Genomic DNA, 24,899 nt, shown 5'->3' with positions numbered 1-24,899 from the left:
GAGGAGACGTGGGCGTGGTGCGAGGACGCCGAAGATCTCTTCGCCGACCCGCCTCCTCCCCTGCGGGAGGTCTACGGCCTTCCCGGCTGCGCTCCCGAGGGGCAGTTGAGCGAAGCCCTCACCCGCGCGCGCGTGCCGAAGGATCGGCGCCCCTCGGGACACTGACCCTGGAGATACTCGACAAGACCGGCGCGGCGGTCGGCGAGTGGCATCTGGAAGGGGCGCTCCTCCTCGGGGACCGCCCCTGCGCCCGCGACCTGACACTGCGGGACGTCACGATCGAGGGAACCGCACCCGGCCACAACCCCTTCGACTACCCGCGCCGACCGCCCCTGTCCCCGGGCTACCGCCTCCTGGGCCCGCACGGCGAACTGCATGGGACCTGCTGTGACCTGGCTTGTACATCCGAGGTCCTGGACGAGCCGACGGAACCGTTCCTAGAGACTGGGCAGGAGTGAGTCCTGTTGCCAGGATTCATGCTCAGCCGAACGCCCCGAACGGTGTTGGGCGTTCTGGTCGCCCGCGTTCGCTCCGCGGTCCGGCGGCACGCATCCGGTGCGTGGTCCGGGAACGGGAGGGCGGGTTTCCTCACGCCCAGGGGCACGCCGGTCGGCCTGGACGGTCCGTTGCCCCACACGATCACTCCGGTCGTGTGGGGGCGGTGTCGTCCGTCGCCGGATCGGGTGTCCCTGGGCGCGTCGTCCGATCGCCACGGCGGCAGCGTCGTGGCGGGTCGTCTTGCGCGTGGTGCCGGTGAGGGGCTTCTGCCAGTGCTGGGCGCCCCAGCGGCTGGTGTAGGCCGGGTCCACGGCGATGATCGCGATGTCGGTCTGGTCGGCCATGGAGGTCAGCCGGGCGCGGAGCTTGCGGGTGGGCATACCGGAGATCAACTGCCGGAAGCGGCGCTTGCGTCCGTGCTTCTCACGCGTTTTCTCTGTCGTGAAGTCCAGGTCTTCGACGGCGATGGCCTTCACGCCGCAGGTGCGGGCCCAGTGCAGGAGCCGGGTGAGGGCGTGACGGACCTGGGCATCACGGTGATCGGTGGGCCCAGACAGGTCGAAAGCGAATCGGCGCGGTCTCCCGGTCGGGTTGCCGTGGGCATCGAGGCGCCAGGCGGCCAGATGATCGGCGTTCATGTCGACGCCGATCACACCCTGCGCGAGCGCGGCCTGCAGCGAGACGGTCCGGGAGACCGAGATCTGCCAGGACGCGGTCACATACCAGCGGCCGCGTTTCACATCCAGGTGGAGGCGGTAGGCGACCGACCGGTTCGCCGCCACCCGGTCCGCCCACTCCTGCCCCCGGTGCGGGAAACCGACCCGGCACGCGAGGACGTACCGGCCGTGCGGGGCGTTGGCCAACTCCCGTAGCGGGGACGGGAGTTTAATGCTGACCTCGCCGTCCGGACTGACACGGATCGTCTCGTTGCCGTACCGCTTACCAGACTCGCCATCCGCCTGCAAAAACCAGCGCTCCGCCTCCCAGAGCCGCCGCCACTGGTCCTCGGTCAGCCGCGCGGCATGCAGGTGGTGGCGGCTGCGGGCCAGGTGCTTGCCGCCGCGTACGACGCGCACGATCCCGGCCTTCCAGTCGGCCCGCGCACGCTCCCACCGGCCCTCCAGCACATGCAGACGGCGGGACTTGGCATGCCACTCCCGCGTACTGCGGTAGCCGCCCGGCGTGTTCTTCGAGCCCTTCGCGCCGACCGGCAGCGACAACCGGTGCGCGATCGTCCGGATCCCCGCCTCCAGGGACTGGATGTGCGCGAGCTGTCCACGCCGGGCCAGCGCCCACTGGTCATGCGTGGCCTTGGTGAGCGAACCCGCCCACCGGGACGACGACACCGCCGTCAGATCCCGCTTACGCGCCGCCCACGTGTCCGCGGAGTGCTCCAGGCCCTGCCCGCACCGGACCTTCAAATCCCGGGAGGCGAGGGATCCGAGGTGCGCGCCGACCAGCGCGATGACCTTCTCATCGGCGGGCGTCAGCTCCTTGAGCCGGGTACGGACCGCCGCCCCCGAGGGGCCGGGCACGACGAATGACGCCACAAGCTCCCGCAACCAGCCCACCCCCCCATACGGCCCGCTCGAAAACCCGCTCATCACACCCAACGAGCCCCACCCGGAAAGGTCACCCATTCGATGCACGAACTCCCATTCCCCTTCCGGGGTAAAGCCTCCCAAACATCCGCAGGACCCTCCGCGCCCACCCACACACGCCAGAACACACTCGCACTCAGTCAAACCCCAGCAGCTGCCAACCCCCTCTGCGTCTGCTGGGCTGATCTCCACAAGGCGCCCTGCGGAGGGCGCTGGACACGGGGGAGGAGGACCTGGGTCACGCCAAGGTCCTGCGCGTCGACACCTCCGGTCGGCCCGTGCAGTCCGCGGCCGAGGGCGAGCTGCGGGCCTGGATCCCGTCGGCGCGCGGTCCCGGCCTGGTCGATCTCACCCTCGACCTGTGGTCGGAGCGACCGCCCATCGCGGCCGGCGAGGTGTGGGACCTGTGGGCCGAAGGACGCCCGACGGAGTCCAGCCTCTGGGGGCGATGCGACCACGGGGGACGGCAGTTCTGGCTTGGCAGGGCGCTCGACCACCACGTGCACGGCGGCCAGGACCGGCCGCCCGGCACGACGTACCACCTCGACGGCCGCCACATCACCGACCTGCCCGGGTTCTTCTGCGCCCTGGGCGAGGCGATGAACGGCCCCGGCGGTTACTTCGGCTGGGACCTGGATGCCCTGAACGACTGCCTGAGGGGCCACCGGGGCGCCGCCCCGCCCCTCCTCCTGGTCTGGCACGATTCCGAAGTCGCCCGCAGACAGCTTGGCCTCACCCCGCAGTCCCCCCATCGGCTGCCGGACTTCGAGGAACTCCTCGCCTTTCTCACCGAGGGCGATCGCGTCGATGTCCCACCTTGCCTGAGCCGAGGTCGGCCCGGGGTTTTCCACAACCCGGAGGTTGTCCACAGGCCTACCGAGAGCGAGCAGTTGCTGGCACGGGTGGCGGACAAGGCCCGCAACACCCGACCGTGGGGATGGACTTCCCTCCCCGAGCCGGTGGAGGCGGACACCCTGGCCCGCGCCGAGGCCGCACTGGGCTTCCCCCTGCCCCCGCTGCTCGCCGACCTCTACCTGCGGATAGGAGACGGCGGATTCGGCCCGGAGTACGGCCTGTTGCCCCTGCTCGACAGCGCTCCGGCCGGTGAACCCGCGGCCGTCGTGCAGTACCTGGCCAACCGCAAGAGCGGCCGTAAGGACCCCGACTGGCCCTGGCCCGAGGGCGTCCTGCCGATATCCCACTGGGGCTGTGCGATGTACGCGTGCGTGGACTGCCACAGCCGGGAAGCTCCGGTCCTCCTCTTCGAACCGAACGCCGGCGACCGCGACCACTCCTGGTTCGTGGACGCCCCCACCCTCACGGACTGGCTGCGGGCCTGGGTCGACGGCACGGGCTGGTACGAGGAGATGAACGAGGAACTTGAGATGCCCCCTTGGGCGGAGTTCCCGATACGCACGGCACCGCCGACCCCCGCGACCTGACGACCCCTTCAGGGGGCCGCCCGCTGATCTACCGCCCCGCCCACCACTGCCGTACCCCGTACGCCACTACCCCGACCGCCAGCACCCCCGCGCCCGCGGCCACGGAGACCCCGGGCAGCGCGAACGCCAGCACCACACACCCGAGCAATCCCACCACCGGCACCACCCGGGCCGCCGGAGCCGAACCGAGCGTCCAGGCCGACGCGTTGGCCACCGCGTAGTACACGAGCACACCGAAGGAGGAGAAACCGATCGCGCCCCGTACGTCCACCGTGGCGGCGAGGACCGCGACCACCGCGCCCACGGCCAGCTCGGCCCGGTGTGGCACCTGGAAACGGGGATGCACGGCGGACAGTGCGCCCGGCAGATGCCGGTCCCGGGCCATGGCGAGCGTCGTCCGTGAGACACCCAGAATCAGGGCGAGCAACGAGCCGAGCGCGGCCACGGCGGCACCCACCCGCACCACCGGCACGAGCCCCGGCACCCCGGCCGCCCGCACCGCCTCGGCCAGCGGCGCGTCCGCACGGCCCAGAGCGGCAGCGCCCAGTACGGAAAGGACAGCCACCGCCACACCCGCGTACACGACCAGCGTGATGCCCAGCGCCAGGGGGATCGCGCGGGGGATGGTGCGCGCGGGGTCCCGCACCTCCTCACCGAGGGTCGCGATGCGCGCGTACCCCGCGAACGCGAAGAACAGCAGACCGGCCGCCTCCAGCACCCCGCCCACCCCGCCGGAGACCCCGGCGTCCAGCCGCCCGGCCTGTGAGGCCCCGGACCCCAGACACACGACCACCACGGAAGCGAGGACAGCGAGGACCACCGCCACGATCGCCCGGGTCAGCCAGGCGGACTTCTGGATCCCCCCGTAGTTCACCGCGGTCAGAGCCATCACGGCCGCGACGGCCACGGCATGGGCCTGCCCCGGCCAGACGTACGCACCCACCGTCAGCGCCATCGCCGCACAGGAGGCCGTCTTTCCGACCACGAACGACCAGCCCGCGAGATAACCCCAGAACGGCCCGAGTCGCTCCCGCCCGTACACATAGGTGCCGCCGGAGGCCGGATAGACGGCGGCCAGCCGCGCCGAGGACGTGGCGTTGCAGTAGGCGACCACGGCGGCGACGCCGAGCCCGAGCAGCAGCCAGGATCCGGCCGTGCCGGCTGCCGGCCCGAGGGCGGCGAAGATCCCCGCGCCGATCATCGAGCCGAGCCCGATGACGACGGCGTCACCTACTCCCAGCGTGCGCCGCAGTTCGGCACCGGAATGCGTCATGAGCCGCACCCTACTGATCCCGTGCAACCGAGGGACGGGGCCCTGACGTCCTCTCCAGCAACGAAAGGCGAACACCCGCTCGACGAACACCGCACGCAGGCCGGACTCGTAAGACGTACGACCCATTCACACGAGCGCTCGCCCGGTCCGCCGGGACGCAGATCACAGTCCGCGGACAGTGCGGGCACAGCGCGGAAGGGCAGGTTCAGGGCATGAGCATCATCGGCTGGATCATCCTGGGGCTGTTGGCCGGAGCCATCGCCAAGTTCCTGCTGCCGGGCCGTGACCCGGGCGGCTTGATCGGGACGACTCTCATCGGCGTCGCCGGCGCGTTCATCGGCGGCTGGATATCGGCCCGCTGGCTGGATCACCCGGTCAGCAAGAGCTTCTACGACGGTCCCACCTGGGCCGCCGCGATCGGCGGCTCCCTTGTGCTCCTGATCGCCTACCGTCTCCTGTTCGGCAACTCGCGCGACTGACCCCGAACCGCAGCCAGCAGGCGAGAAGGGTGGGCACCGGCCAGGTGCCCGCCCTTCCTCGTGGATCGGTGCCGATCGGTGCCGATCGGTGAATCAGCGGCTCACCGGTAGTTCACGAACTGGATCGCGAAGTCGAAGTCCTTGCCCTTCAGCAGAGCGATGACGGACTGCAGGTCGTCACGGCTCTTCGAGCTGACGCGCAGCTCGTCGCCCTGGACCTGGGCCTTCACGCCCTTCGGACCCTCGTCACGGATGATCTTCGCGACCTTCTTGGCGTTGTCCTGGGAGATGCCCTCCTCGATCGACGCGAAGATCTTGTACTCCTTGCCGGAGAGCTGCGGCTCGCCCGCGTCGAGCGCCTTCAGCGAGATCCCACGCTTGATCAGCTTGGACTGGAAGACGTCGAGGACGGCGTTGACCCGGTCCTCGGAGTTCGCCTCCATCAGGATCTTGTCGCCGGACCACGAGATCGAGGCACCCACGCCCTTGAAGTCGTAGCGCTGGGAGATCTCCTTGGCGGCCTGGTTGAGGGCGTTGTCGACCTCCTGCCGCTCGACCTTCGAGACGATGTCGAAACTGGAGTCGGCCATGTCCTGTGGCTCCTTGTATCGGGGTGCGTGTCAACGTGCGTACGGATGCGTATCGGCGTACGTGGGGGCGGGCGCCGAGCCCGGTGTGAACCCGGGCCGCATCCGCCCAAGCCTAGTCACCCCATGCCCTCCGGGCGCAGATCAATCGGGTGGCGAAGCACCCCTCGGCATCGGGTATTGTTTACGTCGTTGCCACGGAGCACCGCCGCAAGACGGTTCGAAGGGCAGCAACCCCGGCGGTGTGCCCGAGCGGCCAAAGGGAGCAGACTGTAAATCTGCCGGCTCAGCCTTCCCAGGTTCGAATCCTGGCGCCGCCACGCTGAGAAAAGACCCCCTCTGATCAGGGATGCAATCTGATCAGAGGGGGTCTTTCGTTGATCATCTCTGTTCGACTTGCCGTGGACGGGGGCGCGGACGTGTCTCACCTCGTACCGCCCGTATCTCACTGTCGATCAGTGCGCGTCCCCCAGGTGTCCCCCGGAGGCGAGCATGATCACTCAGGCTCGTTCCACTCCCGAAGCGCTGCGTCGGTCCGGCTGTTCGCACGCTCGCGGGTCTGGTCAAGCGCCTTGGCATACATCTTGGGCAGTACCCGCGATGCTGTGGCCGGTAGGGCGTGCACACACCGGTGATCGGTCATTGCGGCCAGCGGTCGACTTCCCTGCGGGAGTTTGGGGCAGGCTTCCGTGAACGGGCAGACCTACACGGCTTGTGGTGGCACGTCGAACGACTGGAAGGCAGTCAGCATCAACGGCCGGGACGGCTGGGTCGCAGCTGAATGTGTGGCGCTGGGCGCCTGATTTCTCGGAGCAGACACGGTCCGCCCCTCGATCTTTGCGGCGGTCATCCGTCCCGGGTGTCGTCCAACTGTTCGCCTTCCGCCTGGGACGGTTCAGTCCTGGGGACATCCGGGTGCATGGCCGCGCGTTCGGCAGGATCATCCCGCTCGCCCTCAGCCTGGGAGGGCGTGTGAGAGTACAGCCACGGTTCGTAGTCCGAGTCCGAGGCGCCGGTTTTCATGGCAGGCCTCCTTGGTCGCTTGCCTTCCATGCTCCTCCTCAGACCGCAGCGGAGCTAGCGCGGTAGCGGGCTCTGGGACGAGACGTGGGCGAGAAGTCTGTGTTTTGAACGCCGGACACACATCCCTGCCGTCGGATGGGGGGCGAGCGAGTGATCTTGAGGGGACCGTAGATCTGCGCGATGCCCAGGCTGTAAGCCCCTGCCTTCCGCCACGAGACGTGCCAGTCCTTGGCTGTCGTCGGTCCTATTCGCTGGGCACGCTCCGTCGTGAGGCGATGCGGGCCATTGCCGCTTTGCCTCCAGCCGTATCGGGGCGAGCCCGCTGTAAATCTGCGGCTCAGCCCTCCCAGGTTCGAATCCAGGCACCGCCACGCTGAGAAAGAGACCCTCTCCGGCGCCGGGTTGCGTGGCGCAAGACGGTGATGTGCGCGTCACGGCGGTGCGGGGCGTCAGGACACGCGTTCGTGGTCCTCCCGTAGTGCTGCCTGCATGTACTGGAAGCGGTCCGAGGCCCGGCGCCGCATCCAGACGACCCAGCAGCAGAGGCCGATCACGGCGACCGCGAAAACGAGCGGGAAGGCCAGTGATCCGGTGGCCACCCCGAGGGCGAGCAGGGCCGCGGTGATCAGGCCCATGAGGCCCAGCCAGTACGGCAGCCACCGGCGGTTGCGTTCCAGCAGGCTCAGTTGGTCGTCGACCAGCCGCCGCATCGATGCGCGTTCCCCGGGCTCGCTCGGCACCTCGCGATGCCGGATCCTGCGGCTGAGCTCGGCGAGGCCGTGCGGGTCGGTGCCTGCCGCGCGGCTTGCCCGGCGACGTTGTACGGCCACGCACGTGACGCCGATGGTGGCGTAGAAGAACCCCTGGATCACCCAGAGGACCGGATGGTCGCCCCTGCGGAACAGGGCGCTGACCCCCACGCCCAAAAGGAAGATCATGACCGCCTGCGCGGCCAGACTGCGGTCGAGCCAGCGCTTGAAGGAGCGCATGGCGCGTACCTCCTCGGAATCGACAAAAGCCCCTGTCGTTTCCGAATGCCCTTTCGGCAGCCGCCTATTGGCAACAGCCGCACGCACAAGCAGTCAGCCCCAGTGCCCGGCAAGGCCCGAGGGCCGCTCGCCCGTACCCCTGTCGCCGTTCCTGGCACTCCGCCTCGGCGTCCGCCCCACCCAGTCTCCCCACCCAGTCTCCCCACGTAGTCTTCCCACCCGGTCTCCCCGCCCTGTCCCCCAACCCCGATCGACCCAACCGCACACTCCAGACGCACATACCCCGCCCGCCCGGGGCACACTGACTGCATGTCCAGTCGTCGCAGGCTCTGCCCCGAGTGCCGTCGCGAGATCGCCGTCGTCGCCGGCCGCTTCGCCAGGCACGACCCGCCCGGAGCGCGTGAGAGGGGCCGGCTCGTCTCGTGCCCGGGCTCCCGCCGGCAGGCGGAACTCGGAGCCGCACAGCCGTCGTTGGACGGGTACCCAGTCCCCGTCGTACCCGGCCAGCTGCCCCTGTTCTGACGCCCGTCGTAACCGGCCGACCGCCCCTCCACTGACGTGCCGTGCCGTGCCGTTTGCCGAGCGCCTACGCCTCCGCCCGCACGTCCATCCGCGTGACCAGTCCGTCTTCCCCGAACCCGAACCCGGCCCCGAACCCGTACACGTACACGTGCTCGACCGTCTCATCGGACCACCGCTCGGCGCCCGACGCGTCGCGCGTCCCGAGCCGTACGGTCACCACCACGGTCCCGGCGGACCCGCCCGGCCGCAGCCCCTCCAGCCGTACGAGGGGATGCCCCACCGCGAACTGCCGTGCCCAGTACGCCCGTACCGCCTCATGACCGTGCAGCCGGCCGCCGTCCAGCATGTTCGGCCAGTCCACGTCCGGAGACAGGCAGTGCGGTACGAAGGCGTCCCGCTCGTCCGTGGCGAAGACCTCGTACATCCGCCGCAGCAGGGCCTCCCGCGCGGCCGGCACTCCCTCGGCGGGCATCCTCAGTTGCCCGCCACCGACTTCACCGCCACCGACACCGGCGTGGAACCGCTCACCAGCTCCAGCGTCAGCCCGGCCGTAGCGGGCGTGTCCAGCAACTCCGCCAGTACGGCGGCCACGTCGTCGCGCGGAATCGAGCCACGGCCGGTGTGCGCCTCCAGACGGACGAGGCCCTTGCCGGGGTCGTCCCTGAGCGCGCCGGGGCGCAGAATCGTCCAGTCCAGGTCGTCCAGGCCACTCACGTAGGCGTCGGCCTCGCCCTTGGCGCGCAGGTACACGTCGAAGATCTCGTCGCCCACGTGCCGCGGGTCCGCGCCCATGGAGGACACGATCACGAAGCGCCGTACGCCCGCCCGGACCGCCGCGTCCGCGAACAGCACCGCTGCGGCCTTGTCCACGGTGTTCTTGCGGGATGCGTCGCTGCCGGGGCCCGCGCCCGCAGCGAAGACGGCCGCGTCCGCGCCCCGCAGAGCCGCCACGACCTCCTCGGCCGAGGCCGACTCCAGGTCCAGGACGACCGGTTCGGCACCGGCGTCCCGCAGATCGGCGCCCTGTTCCGGGCGGCGGATGATCCCCGCGACCTCGTCCCCGCGCGCGGCGAGCAGCCGCTCCAGCCGCAGCGCGATCTGACCATGACCACCAGCGATGACAATGCGCATGCCTTCGACCGTACGCCGGAACACCCGGGAACGCCGCGTCAGGGGAGTGGGGAGGGGTGGGGCTGGGGGCGCACACGGGACGCAAGTCCCGCCGCATCCATGCCCGGGTCCCCTAAGACACCCTTCCGCCTACGGCACGTCCCCCCGCCCCTGCCGAGGCAGCCCCAACTCCGCGGCCGCCGCCGAGTTGCGGTACTCCCGCACCGCACTCGTCCGTGCCACCACGCGCCCCCTGTGCACCACGATCCGGCTGTACGCCAGGGACAGCGCGCCGGCCAGGCGGTCGCCGCGTACCGCGAGCAACTCGGCCGGAAAGCCTGCCTCCACGCGGACTTCGGGCAACCCGAGTACGGCTCGTGCCGAGGTGCTCACCGCGTCGTAGGCGTCTTCCGGCCGCAGGCCGTACCGGGAGGCGAGCAGGTACGCGGCCTCCAGGGGGTCCCCGCGGCCCACCGGGTTGCAGGCGTCCCGCAGCGCGCCGCTGCCGGCGGCCACCCGGACTCCGGCCGCGCGCAGCAGCCGTACCGGAGCCGTGCCCCGCCCGTCCACGCCCGCGCAGCCACCCTGCGGGAGGCACACCACGGCGACTCCGGCCGCCGCGAGCTGGTCGGCGGTGCGGGAGACCACGTCCGCGGGGAGCCGGTCGAGGCCCGCGCAGGGGCCGAGGGTCACGCCGGGCCGCAGCCCCCCGGCCATGGCGCCGAGGCGGGCGAGCCGGGCCGGGTCGGTGGCGTCGGTGTGCAGGTCCACGGGGCAGCCGTGCTCCGAAGCGACCTCCAGGACCGCCTCCGCGTAACCGGTCGGATCGGGGTCGAGATCCGGACAGCCGCCCACCACCGAGGCACCCATCTTCAGCGCGTCCCGCAACATCGCGAGCCCTTCCGCCCCGGCTACCCCGGTCAGCACCCGGGGCATCGCCACGGCCGTCAACTCGGCGAGCCCGCGCAGCGACCGCCGCGCCTGGAGTACGGCGGCCAGCGCGCCCAGCCCCTGGACGTCGCCCACGCGTACGTGTGCCCGGAGCGCGGTCGCCCCGTGCCCGAGCTGCAGCAGAGCGGCCTCCGTGGCCCGGCGCTGGACGTCCTGCGGATCGGGGGAGACCGGCCCCTCGGCGTCGGCCGACAGCGCGGTGTCGCCGTGGGCGTGCGGCTCGGCCGGGGCCGGCAGGAGCAGATAGCCGCTGAGATCCACACGCGCGCCGCACGCACGCGTGCCGCCCCCGGCCAGACTCCCGGCCGTACCGACCGCCTCGATGCGCCCGCCGCCCAGCCGTACGTCCACGGTCCTGCCGTCGGTGAGCCGTGCCCCGCACAACAGGAGGCCGGCCCCCTCGGACCGGCACGACGACGCGGCACCCGACGAGGACGAGGAGGGGGGCGGCTGCGGCTGGCTGTCGGGCATCGCGCTCCAGGGGCTCGGGGGCTGCGCAAGCCCGGACCCACCGGAACCGCGCAAGAGGACGCAAGATCACGCAGAGTGAGTCGAGCCTAGGGTGGCGGTGCGCCCGCGACGGGGAGGAGCGCAATAGTCGTACCGGTGTGGTCCGCCGTACCGGAGGGGCTGTCGAGGCCTGCGGGAACCCCGTGGATCAAGGCGCTCAGGGCGGCGCGAAACGGATTTGGGCGAACGGCGGCGGAGCGTGTAATGTCTTCATCGCTCGCCCCAATAGCTCAGTCGGCAGAGCGTCTCCATGGTAAGGAGAAGGTCTACGGTTCGATTCCGTATTGGGGCTCTGGTGTGTGAGGTTCCCGTCGCGAGACGGGAACGGATCGCATCTCAGCGGTGTAGCTCAGTCGGTAGAGCAAGCGGCTCATAATCGCTGTGTCACCGGTTCAAGTCCGGTCACCGCTACAGACAGTAGCCGATTGTGGGGTCGGTCCTTCGATCGGCTACTCTTCTATGCGTTAATCGTCCCATCCGTTCGTCAAGGAGCACTCCTGTGGCTGCCACCGACGTCCGCCCGAAGATCACGCTGGCCTGCGTGGAGTGCAAGGAGCGGAACTACATCACCAAGAAGAACCGGCGTAACAACCCGGACCGACTGGAGATGAAGAAGCACTGCCCGCGTTGCAACGCGCACACCGCGCACCGCGAAACGCGATAAATCAGGCTCGTACACGAGGCCGTCCCCGAGAGATCGGGGGCGGCCTCGCGTCGTTGAGCGACCCCGTACCGGTCAGTAGAGCAACCAGGAGGTATCGAGCCCATGGCGCTCGACCAGTCCTTCGTGGGGCGGACCTACCCGCCCACCGACCCCTACGAGGTGGGCCGGGAGAAGATCCGCGAGTTCGCCGAGGCGGTGGGGGACTCCAACCTCGCGTACACGGACGCGGAGGCCGCCAAGGCGCTCGGTCACCCTGACGTGATCGCCCCGCCGACTTTCGTGTTCTCGATCACGTTCAGGGCCGCGGGGCAGGTCGTGCAGGACCCGCAGCTCGGCCTGGACTACAGCCGCGTGGTGCACGGTGACCAGAAGTTCGCCTACGTCCGACCCGTGCGCGCCGGTGACCGTCTGACCGTCACCTCCACGATCGAGGCCATCAAGTCCATGGCCGGCAACGACATCCTGGACATCCGCGGCGAGGTCCACGACGAGGCCGGCGAGCACGTCGTGACCGCCTGGACGAAGCTCGTCGCCCGCGCGGCAGAGGAGGCGTGAAGCAGCAGATGACGGCGAAGATCTCCTACTCCGACGTCGAGGTCGGCACCGAGCTGCCGGCCCGGACCTTCCCCGTGACCCGCGCCGGCCTCGTCCAGTACGCGGGCGCCTCCGGTGACTTCAATCCCATCCACTGGAACGAGAAGTTCGCCAAGGAGGTCGGGCTGCCGGACGTCATCGCGCACGGCATGTTCACCATGGCCGAGGCGATCCGTGTGGTCACCGACTGGACCGGCGACCCGGGAGCGGTCGTCGAGTACGGCGTCCGCTTCACCAGGCCCGTCGTCGTCCCGAACGACGACCAGGGCGCCACGATCGAGGTCAGCGCCAAGGTCGCCGCCAAGCTCGACGACAACACGGTCCGGGTGGACCTCACGGTGACCAGCGCCGGGCAGAAGGTGCTGGGGATGTCGCGGGCGGTCGTACGACTGGCCTGAGGTGGGCATGAAGACCGGCCTGAAGGCTGGACCGACTGTCCCAGGTAAGGGGCGCCCTCCATGGTGGGGCGCCCCATACCGGCGTCATGGAGCCCCGCCCTTGCAAAGTTAGTGATTAAGTACTAACTTAGTCGCATGGCCAGGATGAGTGCAGAAGAGAGGCGTGAGAGCGTCATTCGCGCGGCGACGATCGAGTTCGCCCGCGGGGGCTATCACGGCACGTCGACCGAGGTGATCGCCAGGCGTGTCGGGGTCTCGCAGCCGTATCTCTTCCGGCTCTTCCCGGGTAAGAAGGCGATCTTCCTGGCCGTGGCCGAGCGCTGCCTGGAGGACACCATCCGCACCTTCGAGGAGGCGTCGAAGGGCCTGGAGGGCGAAGACGCCCTGCGCGCCATGGCGGACGCGTACGCCCGGGTCATCACGGAGCGGCCCGAGTGGCTGTTGATGCAGATGCAGATGTACGTCGCGGTGGGGGCCGCCCAGCAGGAGGGCGACCACGAGTTCGGCGAGGCGGTGCGAGCGGGCTGGATGCGGCTGTGGGACACCGTCCACCTGCCGCTCGGCGCCGATGCCGGCGAGACGACGACCTTCCTGGCGTACGGCATGCTCATCAACTGCCTGGTGGCGATGGGCTTCCCGCCCGAGCACAGGGTCTGGGAGGGGTTGTATCCGTCGGCGCGCCTCAAGGGCCGGCTGGAGCACTAGGCATTCAGGAACCGGGCGTCATCGGCGGCGCCTTTCCATGATCGAGAAACTTAGTAATCAATAACTAATCACCGGTCACCAACCCGCTGGGGGAGCGATGTCACAGCAAGCGCACCAACCGCAAGCAGCACCGACCGCACGTCGTGGGGGAGCCGTCTGGGCCCTCGTCATCACCAGCGTCGCCGGATTCATGGCGGCCCTCGACAACCTCGTCGTCACCACCGCCCTGCCCTCCATCCGCGACGACCTCGGCGGAGCGCTGCACGACCTCGAATGGACCGTCAGCGCCTACACGCTCACCTTCGCGGTCCTGCTGATGACCGGCGCCGCACTCGGCGACCGCTTCGGCCGCCGACGCCTCTTCCTCACGGGCCTCACGATCTTCACCGGCGCCTCGGCGGCCGCGGCCCTGGCACCCGGCATCGACTCCCTCATCGCCGCCCGCGCGGTCCAGGGCGTGGGCGCGGCGATCATGATGCCCCTCACGCTCACCCTCCTCACGGCGGCCGTGCCCACCGCCAGGCGCGGGATGGCGTACGGCATCTGGGGCGCCGTCAACGGACTCGCGGTCGCCTCCGGACCGCTGATCGGAGGCAGCCTCACCGAACACATCTCCTGGCAGTGGATCTTCTGGCTGAACGTCCCGCTCGGCGTCGCCCTGCTGCCCCTCGCCCGCCTGCGCCTGGCCGAGTCCCACGGCACCGGCGCGCGCCTCGACATCCCCGGCACACTGCTCGCCAGCGGCGGTCTCTTCGGCATCGTGTACGGCCTGGTCCGCGGCCCGTCCGACGGCTGGACCGACTCCGTGGTCCTGCTGGCCCTGTTCGCCGGGGCCGCGCTGCTCGCCGCCTTCGTCCTCTACAGCACGCGGGCCAAGGACCCGATGCTGCCCATGCGGCTGTTCCGCTCCCGGGCCTTCTCCGGCATCAACGCGGCGAGCCTGCTGATGTTCCTCGGGATGTTCGGCTCGATCTTCCTGCTTAGCCAGTACATGCAGGGCGTCCTCGGCTACTCGCCCACCGAGGCGGGCCTGCGGATGCTGCCCTGGACCGGCATGCCGATGCTCGTCGCGCCGATCGCCGGGATCCTCTCCGACCGCATCGGGGGCCGGCCGGTGGTGGCCACGGGTCTCTTCTTCCAGGCGGCGGGTCTCGCGTACATGGCGTCCGTGGTCACCGTCGACGCGTCCTACTCCGCGCAGCTCCCCGGTCTCATCCTCAGCGGCATCGGCATGGCACTGTTCTTCGCCCCCGCGTCCAACCTGGTCATGTCCAGCGTGCTGCCGAAGGAGCAGGGCATCGCGTCCGGAGCCAACAACGCACTGCGCGAGGTGGGCGGGGCGCTGGGAATCGCCGTCATGGCGTCGATCTTCTCCTCGCAGGGCGGATACGACAGCGGTCAGTCCTTCGTGGACGGACTGCGTCCGGCCCTGGTCACCGGAGCGGCCGTGGTGGCGCTCGCCGGGGTTGCGGCTCTGCTGATTCCCTCGCGGAAGCGGGTTGTGGTGACGGACACGTCCGACGAGGCGCGAGCGCTGGAGACGGTGGGTGCCTGAACCTGTTGGAACGGTCCGTCCGAGAGGGCGGACCGTTTCTGCCGCGTGGGGTTGTGGGGCGGGTGCGGGTGTGTGGGGGCTGGTCGCGCAGTTCCCCGCGCCCCTGGGTGGGTGCAGTCGCCTGTGCCTGCACGGGCCGTTGGCCGCGTACGGCGGGCAGGGGACGGGGTGGGGGGTGTCCGCCCGCAGCGGCCGGCGTCCGTTACCGAGCACAGCTGAAGCAGCCGAGCCGCCGGACCGAGGACGGATACCCCCCACCCCGGCCCCGACCCCACACCACACCGCACGCGCTACACAAGCCCCCACCGAACCCGCAGCTGCGCCGCAGGCATCAGGGGCGCGGGGAACTGCGCAAAACGCCCGCCCCCACGCACCCGCACCCGCACCCCAACCCGCACCCGCACAGGACCCCGCCCAACCGCCGGAGGCCCCCGTAGGGTGTACCCCGTGCAGGAACGACACGACGCCCCCCTCGCCCCCCTGACCACCTTCCGCCTCGGTGGCCCCGCCACCCGCCTCGTCACCGCGACGACCGACGCCGAGGTGATCGAGGTCGTCCGCGAGGCCGACGCCACCGGCACCCCCCTCCTCGTCATCGGCGGCGGGTCCAACCTCGTCATCGGGGACAAGGGCTTCGACGGCACCGCACTCGTCATCGCCACCAAGGGCTACGAACTCACCGGCACCCACCTCACCCTCGCCGCCGGCGAAGTGTGGACCGACGCCGTCGCACGCACCGTGGACGCCGGACTCGCCGGGATCGAGTGTCTGGCCGGCATCCCCGGTTCCGCGGGCGCGACCCCCATCCAGAACGTCGGCGCCTACGGCCAGGAGGTGTCCTCCACCATCACCGAGGTCATCGCCTACGACCGCCGCAGCGGCGCGACAGTCACCCTCACCAACGACGACTGTGCCTTCTCCTACCGCCACAGCCGCTTCAAGGAAGACCCCGCCCGCTACGTCGTCCTGCGCGTCCGCTTCGACCTGGAGGACGCCGACGGCCTCTCCGCGCCGGTCAAGTACGCCGAGACCGCCCGGACCCTGGGCGTGGAACCCGGCGACCGCGTCCCCCTCACCCGGGCCCGCGAGACCGTCCTGAAGCTGCGCGCCGGCAAGGGAATGGTCCTGGACCCCGACGACCACGACACCTGGTCGGCGGGCTCCTTCTTCACCAACCCCATCCTCACGGCCGCCCAGTTCGCCGAGTTTCACGCGCGCGTGAAGCAGCACCTCGGCGAGGACGCCGTACCCCCCGCCTACCCCGCGGGCGACGGCCACACCAAGACCTCCGCGGCCTGGCTCATCGACAAGGCCGGCTTCACCAAGGGCTACGGCACCGGCCCCGCCCGCATCTCCACCAAGCACACCCTGGCCCTCACCAACCGGGGCAACGCCACCACGCAGGACCTCCTCGCCCTGGCCCGGGAGGTCGTGGCAGGCGTACGGGACACCTTCGGCATCACCCTGGTCAACGAGCCGGTGACAGTGGGCGTCAACCTGTAGCCGACCAGGTCCGAAAGCGTCAGTACGCCACCCCCACCCCCTGCTTCACCACTCCCGCGTCCCCCACCATCCCCAGCATCGCGTGCGCCACATCCGCCCGCGAGATGAACCGTCCCCGAGCCGGAAACCCCCCGGCCACCACGCGGTACACGCCGGTCACGGGCTTGTCCTGAAGGCGCGGCGGACGCACGACGGTCCAGTCCGTACCGCTCGCCGCCAGCTCCGCCTCCATCTCGCTCAGATCGGCGTAGACGTCCTTCAGCACGGCGGACACGAGCCCCCGCATCCACCGGTCCACCGCCCCCTCGTCCACCGGCGCCGACCCGACCGGCCCCGCGCTGACGGCCAGCACCCGCCGGACCTGCTCCGCCTCCATCGCGGCCAGTACGACGCGGGTCAGCCGCGTCGCGATCCCGGCGTCCTTGCGGGCGCGCGGCCCGAGCCCGGACAGCACCGCGTCCCGCCCGGCCACGGCGGGCCGCAGGACCTCCGGGTCGGTGAGGTCCGCACGGACCACCTCCAGCCGTGCGCCGGTGACGGTCAGCCGGGCAGGATCCCGTACGACCGCCGTGACCTCATGGCCCGTCGCCAGGCCCTGCCGGACGAGCTCTCGCCCTATGCCCCCGGTGGCACCGAAAACCGTGAGTTTCATGGGTACTCCCGTACTCGAAGGAGGTGGGTGAGTATTCACTCACCCCTGCCTCCCTCTAGAGTGGGTAAGTACTCACCCACCCGTCAAGCCCGCCAACCGACCCAAGGGGACCGAACAGCATGGAGCCCAAGCCCGGCCCGGCCCGCGTCCGCATCCTCGACGCCGCCCACGAGCTGATGCTCACCGTCGGGCTGGCGCGTGCCACGACCAAGGAGATCGCCAAGGCGGCCGGCTGCTCCGAGGCGGCGCTGTACAAGTACTTCGCCAGCAAGGAGGAGGTGTTCATCCGCGTCCTCGCGGAACGCCTCCCGAGACTGGCCCCCCTGCTGCACGCCCTGGCCGCCGAGCCGGGCCGCCACAGCCTGGAGGAGAACCTCACCGAGATCGCCCGCCAGGCCGCCCTCTTCTACGAGCAGAGCTTTCCGATCGCCGCCTCGCTGTACGCCGAGACCCAGCTCAAGCGGCGCCACGACGACGCGATGCGCGAGATGGAGTCCGGCCCGCACAAGCCGATCGAGTGGCTCGACGCCTACCTCCGCGCCGAGCAGTCCATCGGCCGGGTCGCCCCCGATGCCGACACCTTCGCCGCCGCCTCCCTCCTCCTGGGCGCCTGCGCGCAACGGGCGTTCGCCTACGACGCCACACAGGACGGCGTACGGCCGCCGGTGGAGGAGTTCGCGAGCCGGCTGGCCCGGACCCTGCTGGGCGGAATCTCGGTTGCCGGGGAATCGGCGTGACCGTCACGCTGGGCCCATGCGGCTGAGGCTCACCGAGTTCAGACCCCGTATCGGTCCCCACGAACACCGGGTCGTCCAGCCCCGTCACACTCTGCGCCATGCCTCCTTGACCGCTCCGGAGCCGATCGGTCTGCTCCTCGGTGACCACGACGGGCTGAACCGGCTCGCCGGCCTGTTCTCCTTCGCCGCCTACTCGCGGCACACGATCGTCCATGTGCCCCTGCGGGACGGCGTCCCGCCCGACGAGGGCTGGGGGGAGCGGGTGGATCTCGTCCTGGCCCACCACTCGTACGGACTGCGTCCCAGCAAGTGGCCCGAGCTGCGGCACGCGCTCAGAACCGGTGCCCCGCTGTCCGTGGAGACCGACCAGGCCCGTACCCGCGACGACGCGGAGGCCTGGCGGCGACGGCAGACGTACGCGGACTTCCGGGACGAGCTGCGGCACGCCACTCACGCGCGTACGTTCTTCCTGTTCGGCAGCCGGGACGCGTTCGCGCGGACGGCCGTGGATCTCGCGTGGGCTGCAGACTGGGGGCCGCGGCAGAAGGGTGCCGACACGGGGGCGTCCGTCCTGGCCACGGGGGTCTCACCGAAGCAGCCGCCCGGCGGCGGCCACCCCTACGAGGTACTCGTCTGCTTCAAGAAGCCGGCCCGCTGAGCCAGTCGTCCACCCCCGACAGCAGCTTGGTCTTCACGTCCTCCGGCGCCGCCGAAGCCCGTACCGACTGCCGGGCCAGTTCCGCGAGTTCCGCGTCCGAGAACCCGTGCCAGCGCCGGGCGATCTCGTACTGGGCGGCCAGCCGGGACCCGAACAGCAGGGGGTCGTCGGCGCCCAGTGCCATCGGCACCCCCGCCTCGAACAGCTTCCGCAGCGGCACGTCCTCGGGCTTCTCGTACACGCCGAGAGCCACGTTCGACGCCGGGCACACCTCGCACGTCACCTGCCGGTCGGCCAGCCGCTTCAGCAGCCGAGGGTCCTCCGCCGCGCGCACCCCGTGCCCGATCCGCGTGGCACTCAGGTCGTCCAGGCAGTCCCGCACCGAGGCAGGACCGCTCAGCTCGCCGCCGTGCGGCGCCGACAGCAGCCCGCCCTCGCGCGCGATGTGGAACGCCCTGTCGAAGTCCCGTGCCATGCCCCGGCGTTCGTCGTTCGACAACCCGAAGCCCACCACGCCCTTGTCCGCGTACCGCACCGCGAGCCGGGCCAGCGTGCGCGCGTCCAGCGGGTGCTTCATCCGGTTCGCGGCGACCAGCACCCGCATCCCGAGCCCGGTCTCCCGCGAGGTCGTCTCCACCGCGTCCAGGATGATCTCCAGCGCCGGGATCAGACCACCCATCCGGGGGGCGTACGACGTCGGGTCGACCTGGATCTCCAGCCACCCCGAGCCGTCGCGGACGTCCTCCTCCGCGGCCTCCCGCACCAGCCGCTGGATGTCCTCGGGCTCCCTGAGGCACGAGCGCGCCGCGTCGTACAGCCGCTGGAACCGGAACCAGCCGCGCTCGTCCGTGGCCCGCAGTCTCGGGGGCTCGCCGCTGGTCAGTGCGTCGACCAGGGCCTCGGGCAGCCGCACTCCGTACTTGTCGGCCAGTTCCAGAACCGTCGCCGGGCGCATCGAGCCCGTGAAGTGCAGGTGCAGATGGGCTTTCGGCAGCTCAGAGACATCACGTACACGCTCCATTCCAGGATCCTGCCGTACGTCACGGGCGTCCCGGTACCACTTTCCCCTTTAGTGGTCTTGCTCGCACAAAAAAGGGACCGGCTACTCACGTGAGCAGCCGGTCCCTTTCGCAGCGAACTCAGTCGCGCGCCTCCGCCAGCAGCTTCTGGATCCGCGCGACACCCTCGACGAGATCCTCGTCACCCAGCGCGTACGACAGCCGCAGATAGCCCGGCGTGCCGAAGGCCTCGCCCGGGACGACCGCGACCTCGGCCTCCTCCAGGATCAGCGCGGCCAGCTCGACCGTGTCCTGCGGGCGCTTGCCGCGGATCTCCTTGCCGAGCAGGTCCTTGACCGACGGGTAGGCGTAGAAGGCGCCCTCGGGCTCCGGGCAGAGCACGCCGTCGATCTCGTTGAGCATGCGGACGATCGTCTTGCGGCGGCGGTCGAAGGCCGTGCGCATCTCCGCCACCGCGTCGAGGTTGCCGGAGACCGCGGCGAGGGCCGCGACCTGGGCGACGTTCGACACATTGGACGTGGCGTGCGACTGGAGGTTGGTCGCGGCCTTGACGACGTCCTTCGGGCCGATGATCCAGCCCACCCGCCAGCCCGTCATGGCGTACGTCTTCGCGACCCCGTTGACCACGACGCACTTGTCGCGCAGCTCGGGCAGGAGCGCGGGCAGCGAGGTGAACTTCGCGTCGCCGTAGACGAGGTGCTCGTAGATCTCGTCCGTCAGCACCCACAGGCCGTGCTCGACGGCCCAGCGGCCGATCGCCTCGGCGTCGGCCTGGCTGTAGACGGCGCCGGTCGGGTTGGAGGGGGAGACGAAGAGGACGACCTTCGTCTTCTCGGTGCGGGCCGCCTCCAGCTGCTCGACGGAGACCCGGTAGCCGGTCGTCTCGTCGGCGACGACCTCCACCGGGACACCGCCGGCCAGCCGGATCGACTCCGGGTAGGTCGTCCAGTACGGCGCCGGGACGATGACCTCGTCGCCCGGGTCGAGGATCGCGGCGAAGGCCTCGTAGATCGCCTGCTTTCCGCCGTTGGTCACCAGGATCTGGGACGCCTCGACCTCGTAACCGGAGTCACGGAGGGTCTTCGCGGCGATCGCGGCCTTCAGCTCGGGCAGACCGCCGGCGGGCGTGTAGCGGTGGTACTTGGGGTTCGAGCAGGCCTCGATCGCGGCCTGGACGATGTAGTCCGGGGTCGGGAAGTCCGGTTCACCGGCGCCGAAGCCGATCACCGGCCGCCCGGCGGCCTTGAGGGCCTTGGCCTTGGCGTCCACGGCGAGGGTGGCGGATTCGGAGATCGCGCCGACTCGGGCGGAGACCCGGCGCTCGGTGGGAGGGGTTGCAGCGCTCATGGGGTCCATCGTTCCAGACCGGAAACCTCTCCGGCACACGGGTTTCACAGACTGAACAACAGCTGAACAACCGTCCGGATTCGCGCCGCACGCTGGACGATCTTCCGTCCCCAAGGCCCGTACGGGCGCTTTCTGTTCGACGAGGGCCCGCGGACCACGTACACTCTCACCTCGTTGGCCTTCAGCAGCCGCCCGCCCAGGTGCACACCGAGCACTCGGTCGGATGCGGTACGTTGGGGGGCACACAAAGGGTCGTAGCTCAATTGGTAGAGCACCGGTCTCCAAAACCGGCGGTTGGGGGTTCAAGTCCCTCCGGCCCTGCTACACACACCTTCGCCAGGATGTGTGCGCATGTACGTACAGCAATGCACCGCCGTGCGGCTCCAACCGGGCGCGGCACGGCCACGACCCGGGAACAGGTGAGGACGAATGGCGGATGCCGTGGGCTCCATCGACACGCCTGGCGCCCAGGACGAAGTGCCGGAGACCAAGAAGAAGACCCGCAAGGGCGGTAAGCGTGCCAAGAAGGGCCCGCTGAAGCGTCTCGCGACCTTCTACCGGCAGATCGTCGCCGAACTCCGCAAGGTCGTCTGGCCGTCGCGGAATCAGCTGACGACGTACACGACCGTGGTGATCGTCTTCGTCCTCGTCATGATCGGTCTGGTGACCGTGATTGACTATGGACTCAACCACGCCGCCAAGTACGTATTCGGCTGAGCACAGAGCGAAGGGCGCCGAGGTTACCGGCGCCCCTTTTCGCATGTTCCACCCCATGTATCCAGGAAGAAGCAGCCACCGTGTCTGACCAGAACCTGAACGACGCCATCGAGCCCGACGAGTCTGTCGACGACGAGCTCGACATCGTCGAGGGCGCGGACGAGGACCCGGACGAGGTCGAGGCTGCCGACGCCGAGGCCGGCGTGCCCGCCGAGGAAGCCGCTCTCCACGTCGAGGACGAGTCCGGCGGCGACGTCGAGGCCGTCGAGGACGAGGAAGAGGAAGAGGCGGACGCCGAGGAGGAGCCGGCCGAGCCGGTCGACCCCGTCGCCGCCCTCCGCGAGGAACTGCGGACCCTCCCCGGCGAGTGGTACGTCATCCACACCTACGCCGGTTACGAGAACCGCGTGAAGACCAACCTCGAGCAGCGTGCCGTCTCGCTGAACGTCGAGGACTTCATCTTCCAGGCCGAGGTGCCGCAGGAAGAGGTCGCGCAGATCAAGAACGGCGAGCGCAAGACGATCCGTCAGAACAAGCTCCCCGGCTACGTGCTGGTGCGCATGGACCTGACGAACGAGTCCTGGGGCGTCGTCCGCAACACCCCCGGCGTCACCGGCTTCGTGGGCAACGCCTACGACCCGTACCCGCTGACCCTGGACGAGATCGTCAAGATGCTCGCCCCGGAGGCCGAGGAGAAGGCCGCCCGCGAGGCCGCCGAGGCCGAGGGCAAGCCGGCTCCGGCCCGCAAGGTCGAGGTCCAGGTGCTGGACTTCGAGGTGGGCGACTCGGTCACCGTCACCGACGGCCCGTTCGCCACGCTGCAGGCCACGATCAACGAGATCAACGCCGACTCGAAGAAGGTCAAGGGCCTCGTCGAGATCTTCGGCCGCGAGACCCCGGTCGAGCTGAGCTTCGACCAGATCCAGAAGAACTGACGTCTTCCGGACAGAACTTCCGACCAGGTCAGGCGGGCTGTCACAGCTCGTCTGACCTGCTCGGTTTTTGGCCGCGCATCTATACCCGCTATCGTTGTGCGGTATGCCTGCGTCCGGGTGGTCCCCGTACGCGGGCAGGACCCGAATCGAAAGGACCCGGAGAGCTATGCCTCCCAAGAAGAAGAAGGTCACGGGGCTCATCAAGCTCCAGATCCAGGCCGGTGCCGCCAACCCGGCTCCGCCGGTCGGCCCCGCGCTGGGTCAGCACGGCGTGAACATCATGGAGTTCTGCAAGGCCTACAACGCCGCGACCGAGTCGCAGCGTGGCTGGGTGATCCCGGTGGAGATCACGGTCTACGAGGACCGCTCCTTCACCTTCATCACCAAGACCCCGCCGGCCGCGAAGATGATCCTCAAGGCCGCGGGCGTGGAGAAGGGCTCCGGCGAGCCGCACAAGACCAAGGTCGCCAAGATCACCCAGGCGCAGGTCCGCGAGATCGCCACCACCAAGATGCCCGACCTCAACGCCAACGACCTGGACGCCGCCGCGAAGATCATCGCCGGTACCGCGCGTTCCATGGGCGTCACGGTCGAGGGCTGAGCCCCACCCCCCTCGTACACCAAGCAGAAGTGGCAGGGCCTGCTCGGCCCGTACCACGACTCCTTTCAGAACACACAGGAGCAGTTGTGAGCAAGCGCAGCAAGGCCCTCCGCGCTGCGGACGAGAAGATCGACCGGGAGAAGCTGTACGCCCCGCTCGAGGCCGTCCGTCTCGCCAAGGAGACCTCCACCTCCAAGTTCGACGGCACCGTCGAGGTCGCCTTCCGTCTGGGTGTCGACCCGCGCAAGGCGGACCAGATGGTCCGTGGCACCGTGAACCTCCCGCACGGCACCGGTAAGACCGCCCGGGTCCTGGTCTTCGCGACCGGTGACCGTGCCGAGGCCGCTCGTGCCGCGGGCGCCGACATCGTCGGCGCCGACGAGCTCATCGACGAGGTGTCGAAGGGCCGTCTGGACTTCGACGCCGTCGTCGCCACCCCGGACCTCATGGGCAAGGTCGGCCGCCTCGGCCGCGTGCTCGGTCCCCGTGGTCTCATGCCGAACCCCAAGACCGGCACCGTCACCCCCGATGTCACCAAGGCTGTCAACGACATCAAGGGCGGCAAGATCGAGTTCCGCGTCGACAAGCACTCGAACCTGCACTTCATCATCGGCAAGACGTCGTTCGACGACACCAAGCTGGTGGAGAACTACGGCGCGGCGCTGGAGGAGATCCTCCGTCTGAAGCCGTCCGCCGCCAAGGGTCGCTACATCAAGAAGGCCGCCATCAGCACCACGATGGGCCCCGGCATTCCGCTGGACTCCAACCGCACCCGCAACCTCCTCGTCGAGGAGGACCCGGCCGCGGTCTGAGACACCGGCAGGTTCACGGGCCCCGCACCTTCCGAGGTGCGGGGCCCGTTCCCATGTGCGGGGACGGTGCTCTGAGTTAGCGTGCGAGCAGGGCACTTGCACCAGGGGGACGCATGAAGAGGACGACGGTCTGGCTCACGACGGCCGCCGCACTGGCGGCACTCGCCGCCTGTACGTCCTCCGGCTCCTCGGACCGGCCCGAGGAGCACAGGCGGACGGCCTCGGCCCCCGCCTCCCTCCCGGCCCTGCGCGCCGCGGAAGGCTCCACCGTGCGGGCCCGGAGCGCCCGGGTGAGATCCAACACCGTGATGGGCACCCAGCTGTCCCTCACCGCCGACGGCGTCCTGGCCTGGCGCGAGGGCCTGTCGGGGGCCCTCACCCTCGACTACACCGGCGGCACCGCGGCCGAGACGATGCGCGCTCTCGGCGTCACGTCCATGGAGGCCCGCTACCTCGCCGACGCCTACTACGCGCGCATGGGCGACACCTTCGCCGCGAAGACGGGCGGCAAGCACTGGCTCAGGTACGCCTACGACGACCTGAAGAACCTCGGCGGGGGCGCCGACCTCGCCGACCAGATGCGCTCCACCACCCCGAACCAGTCGGTGCGGCTGCTGCTGGACTCCGCCGACGTGCGCGAGCTCGGCCGGGAGACCGTGGACGGCCAGGCCACCACGCACTACGCGGGCACCGTCGACGTCGAGGACGTCACCGACACCGAGCTCCGGCAGCGCCTCCAGAACGCCGACGTCACCGCCGAGACCCTCGACATCTGGATCAACGACAGGAACCTGCTGGTCAAGAAGGTCGAGAAGACCAGCACGGCGAACGGCAGGGTGACCCAGACCGCCCACTACAGCGACTACGGCGTCAAGGTCGCCGTACGGAAGCCGCCGGCCGCCGACACCGCGGACTTCAAGTCCCTCCTGTCACAGTCGAGCACCAACCCCACCTGAGCCGCAGGGAATTCACGGACCCCTCGCGCGCCTCTCGGTTAAGCTCGCGGTCTTGTCTGTG

25 protein-coding genes, 4 tRNA genes and 2 pseudogenes are annotated in these 24,899 nt (G+C 70.0%); 21 read left to right on the top strand and 10 right to left on the bottom strand.

Going from position 1 to position 24,899, the window contains the following annotated elements; all coding sequences use genetic code 11:
* Positions 1–437: 437 nt before the first annotated feature.
* Positions 438–2,069, bottom strand: a pseudogene (locus RKD20_RS18290) (IS200/IS605 family accessory protein TnpB-related protein).
* A 308-nt stretch (positions 2,070–2,377) separates the two neighbouring features.
* Here RKD20_RS18290 and RKD20_RS18285 point away from each other — a divergent pair.
* Together RKD20_RS18285 and RKD20_RS18280 are read left to right on the top strand one after the other, a co-directional pair.
* Positions 2,378–2,818: pseudogene (locus tag RKD20_RS18285) on the top strand (barstar family protein); the annotation flags it as partial.
* A 102-nt stretch (positions 2,819–2,920) separates the two neighbouring features.
* Entirely contained in the window at positions 2,921–3,541 is a 621-nt protein-coding gene (locus tag RKD20_RS18280) for an SMI1/KNR4 family protein (RefSeq protein ID WP_424883255.1), read from the top strand.
* A 28-nt stretch (positions 3,542–3,569) separates the two neighbouring features.
* Here RKD20_RS18280 and RKD20_RS18275 read toward each other — a convergent pair whose 3' ends face one another.
* Positions 3,570–4,814 (bottom strand): APC family permease, encoded by a 1,245-nt coding sequence (locus RKD20_RS18275; protein ID WP_424878640.1) that lies wholly within the window; start codon positions 4,812–4,814, stop codon positions 3,570–3,572.
* Positions 4,815–5,026: 212 nt separating this feature from the next.
* Here RKD20_RS18275 and RKD20_RS18270 point away from each other — a divergent pair, with 212 nt between their 5' ends.
* Positions 5,027–5,293, top strand: a complete 267-nt coding sequence (locus RKD20_RS18270; protein ID WP_007384028.1) for a GlsB/YeaQ/YmgE family stress response membrane protein — start codon at positions 5,027–5,029, stop codon at positions 5,291–5,293.
* A 101-nt stretch (positions 5,294–5,394) separates the two neighbouring features.
* Here RKD20_RS18270 and RKD20_RS18265 read toward each other — a convergent pair whose 3' ends face one another.
* Positions 5,395–5,883 carry a YajQ family cyclic di-GMP-binding protein gene (locus RKD20_RS18265; protein ID WP_007384029.1) on the bottom strand — a complete coding sequence of 163 codons (489 nt, stop codon included), beginning with the start codon at positions 5,881–5,883 and terminating at the stop codon, positions 5,395–5,397.
* A 235-nt stretch (positions 5,884–6,118) separates the two neighbouring features.
* Here RKD20_RS18265 and RKD20_RS18260 point away from each other — a divergent pair.
* Positions 6,119–6,200 (top strand) — tRNA-Tyr (locus RKD20_RS18260).
* A 1,152-nt stretch (positions 6,201–7,352) separates the two neighbouring features.
* Here the strand turns inward: RKD20_RS18260 and RKD20_RS18255 are convergent.
* Positions 7,353–7,892, bottom strand: a complete 540-nt coding sequence (locus RKD20_RS18255; protein ID WP_424878639.1) for a hypothetical protein — start codon at positions 7,890–7,892, stop codon at positions 7,353–7,355.
* Positions 7,893–8,201: 309 nt separating this feature from the next.
* On the opposite strand from RKD20_RS18255, the gene RKD20_RS18250 reads away from it, so the two are divergent.
* Positions 8,202–8,414, top strand: a complete 213-nt coding sequence (locus RKD20_RS18250) for a hypothetical protein (RefSeq protein WP_424878638.1) — start codon at positions 8,202–8,204, stop codon at positions 8,412–8,414.
* A gap of 64 nt (positions 8,415–8,478) precedes the next feature.
* Here RKD20_RS18250 and RKD20_RS18245 read toward each other — a convergent pair whose 3' ends face one another.
* From RKD20_RS18245 to RKD20_RS18235, 3 genes are all read right to left on the bottom strand, one after another.
* Entirely contained in the window at positions 8,479–8,886 is a 408-nt protein-coding gene (locus RKD20_RS18245) for a nuclear transport factor 2 family protein (protein ID WP_424878637.1), read from the bottom strand.
* Between the two features lie 2 nt (positions 8,887–8,888).
* Positions 8,889–9,545, bottom strand: coding sequence for an NAD(P)H-binding protein (locus RKD20_RS18240; RefSeq protein WP_424878636.1), 657 nt, complete (start codon positions 9,543–9,545; stop codon positions 8,889–8,891).
* A 129-nt stretch (positions 9,546–9,674) separates the two neighbouring features.
* Positions 9,675–10,946 carry an amidohydrolase family protein gene (locus RKD20_RS18235; protein ID WP_424878635.1) on the bottom strand — a complete coding sequence of 424 codons (1,272 nt, stop codon included), beginning with the start codon at positions 10,944–10,946 and terminating at the stop codon, positions 9,675–9,677.
* 258 nt (positions 10,947–11,204) lie between these two features.
* On the opposite strand from RKD20_RS18235, the gene RKD20_RS18230 reads away from it, so the two are divergent.
* From RKD20_RS18230 to RKD20_RS18195, 8 genes are all read left to right on the top strand, one after another.
* Positions 11,205–11,277: transfer RNA gene (locus RKD20_RS18230), tRNA-Thr, on the top strand.
* A 46-nt stretch (positions 11,278–11,323) separates the two neighbouring features.
* Positions 11,324–11,396, top strand: a tRNA-Met gene (locus RKD20_RS18225).
* Between the two features lie 88 nt (positions 11,397–11,484).
* Positions 11,485–11,649 (top strand): 50S ribosomal protein L33, encoded by a 165-nt coding sequence (rpmG, locus tag RKD20_RS18220; RefSeq protein WP_003948671.1) that lies wholly within the window; start codon positions 11,485–11,487, stop codon positions 11,647–11,649.
* A gap of 102 nt (positions 11,650–11,751) precedes the next feature.
* Positions 11,752–12,204, top strand: a complete 453-nt coding sequence (locus RKD20_RS18215) for an FAS1-like dehydratase domain-containing protein (protein WP_424878634.1) — start codon at positions 11,752–11,754, stop codon at positions 12,202–12,204.
* 8 nt (positions 12,205–12,212) lie between these two features.
* The gene (locus tag RKD20_RS18210; RefSeq protein WP_424883254.1) at positions 12,213–12,641 is read left to right on the top strand and encodes a MaoC family dehydratase; all 429 of its coding nucleotides are present in this window, start codon (positions 12,213–12,215) and stop codon (positions 12,639–12,641) included.
* Positions 12,642–12,776: 135 nt separating this feature from the next.
* Positions 12,777–13,346 carry a TetR/AcrR family transcriptional regulator gene (locus RKD20_RS18205; RefSeq protein WP_424878633.1) on the top strand — a complete coding sequence of 190 codons (570 nt, stop codon included), beginning with the start codon at positions 12,777–12,779 and terminating at the stop codon, positions 13,344–13,346.
* A 97-nt stretch (positions 13,347–13,443) separates the two neighbouring features.
* Complete coding sequence (locus tag RKD20_RS18200) at positions 13,444–14,901, top strand: MFS transporter (RefSeq protein WP_424878632.1); 1,458 nt, start codon at positions 13,444–13,446, stop codon at positions 14,899–14,901.
* A gap of 447 nt (positions 14,902–15,348) precedes the next feature.
* On the top strand, positions 15,349–16,404 hold the full coding sequence (locus RKD20_RS18195) for a UDP-N-acetylmuramate dehydrogenase (RefSeq protein ID WP_424878631.1): 1,056 nt from the start codon (positions 15,349–15,351) through the stop codon (positions 16,402–16,404).
* Positions 16,405–16,423: 19 nt separating this feature from the next.
* Here RKD20_RS18195 and RKD20_RS18190 read toward each other — a convergent pair whose 3' ends face one another.
* Positions 16,424–17,056 (bottom strand): NAD(P)-dependent oxidoreductase, encoded by a 633-nt coding sequence (locus RKD20_RS18190; RefSeq protein WP_424878630.1) that lies wholly within the window; start codon positions 17,054–17,056, stop codon positions 16,424–16,426.
* Between the two features lie 119 nt (positions 17,057–17,175).
* Between RKD20_RS18190 and RKD20_RS18185 the strand changes: the two genes are divergently transcribed.
* Both RKD20_RS18185 and RKD20_RS18180 read left to right on the top strand, forming a co-directional pair.
* Positions 17,176–17,793 carry a TetR/AcrR family transcriptional regulator gene (locus tag RKD20_RS18185; RefSeq protein WP_424878629.1) on the top strand — a complete coding sequence of 206 codons (618 nt, stop codon included), beginning with the start codon at positions 17,176–17,178 and terminating at the stop codon, positions 17,791–17,793.
* A 16-nt stretch (positions 17,794–17,809) separates the two neighbouring features.
* Entirely contained in the window at positions 17,810–18,451 is a 642-nt protein-coding gene (locus tag RKD20_RS18180) for a hypothetical protein (RefSeq protein ID WP_424878628.1), read from the top strand.
* On the opposite strand, the gene RKD20_RS18175 is transcribed toward RKD20_RS18180, so the two are convergent.
* The gene (locus RKD20_RS18175; RefSeq protein ID WP_424878627.1) at positions 18,432–19,472 is read right to left on the bottom strand and encodes an adenosine deaminase; all 1,041 of its coding nucleotides are present in this window, start codon (positions 19,470–19,472) and stop codon (positions 18,432–18,434) included. The genes RKD20_RS18180 and RKD20_RS18175 overlap by 20 nt on opposite strands.
* 118 nt (positions 19,473–19,590) lie before the next feature.
* Positions 19,591–20,817, bottom strand: a complete 1,227-nt coding sequence (locus tag RKD20_RS18170) for a pyridoxal phosphate-dependent aminotransferase (RefSeq protein WP_424878626.1) — start codon at positions 20,815–20,817, stop codon at positions 19,591–19,593.
* A gap of 248 nt (positions 20,818–21,065) precedes the next feature.
* Between RKD20_RS18170 and RKD20_RS18165 the strand changes: the two genes are divergently transcribed.
* The 6 genes from RKD20_RS18165 to RKD20_RS18140 all read left to right on the top strand — a co-directional run bounded on the left by RKD20_RS18165 (position 21,066) and on the right by RKD20_RS18140 (position 24,838).
* Positions 21,066–21,138 (top strand) — tRNA-Trp (locus tag RKD20_RS18165).
* Between the two features lie 108 nt (positions 21,139–21,246).
* A complete protein-coding gene (gene secE, locus RKD20_RS18160; RefSeq protein WP_007384042.1) occupies positions 21,247–21,534 on the top strand; it encodes a preprotein translocase subunit SecE in 288 nt (95 codons plus the stop codon).
* Positions 21,535–21,614: 80 nt separating this feature from the next.
* A complete protein-coding gene (gene nusG, locus RKD20_RS18155; protein ID WP_020118518.1) occupies positions 21,615–22,469 on the top strand; it encodes a transcription termination/antitermination protein NusG in 855 nt (284 codons plus the stop codon).
* Positions 22,470–22,635: 166 nt separating this feature from the next.
* Positions 22,636–23,070, top strand: coding sequence for a 50S ribosomal protein L11 (gene rplK / locus RKD20_RS18150; RefSeq protein ID WP_007384044.1), 435 nt, complete (start codon positions 22,636–22,638; stop codon positions 23,068–23,070).
* Between the two features lie 86 nt (positions 23,071–23,156).
* On the top strand, positions 23,157–23,882 hold the full coding sequence (gene rplA, locus RKD20_RS18145) for a 50S ribosomal protein L1 (RefSeq protein ID WP_007384045.1): 726 nt from the start codon (positions 23,157–23,159) through the stop codon (positions 23,880–23,882).
* A 113-nt stretch (positions 23,883–23,995) separates the two neighbouring features.
* Positions 23,996–24,838 carry a hypothetical protein gene (locus RKD20_RS18140; RefSeq protein WP_424878625.1) on the top strand — a complete coding sequence of 281 codons (843 nt, stop codon included), beginning with the start codon at positions 23,996–23,998 and terminating at the stop codon, positions 24,836–24,838.
* Positions 24,839–24,899 lie beyond the last annotated feature (61 nt).

The sequence above is a fragment of the Streptomyces sp. SLBN-8D4 genome, assembly GCF_049739545.1.
In the GTDB taxonomy this organism is placed as follows: Bacteria; Actinomycetota; Actinomycetes; order Streptomycetales; family Streptomycetaceae; genus Streptomyces; species Streptomyces canus_C.
This window is presented reverse-complemented; position numbering and strand designations above follow the sequence as displayed.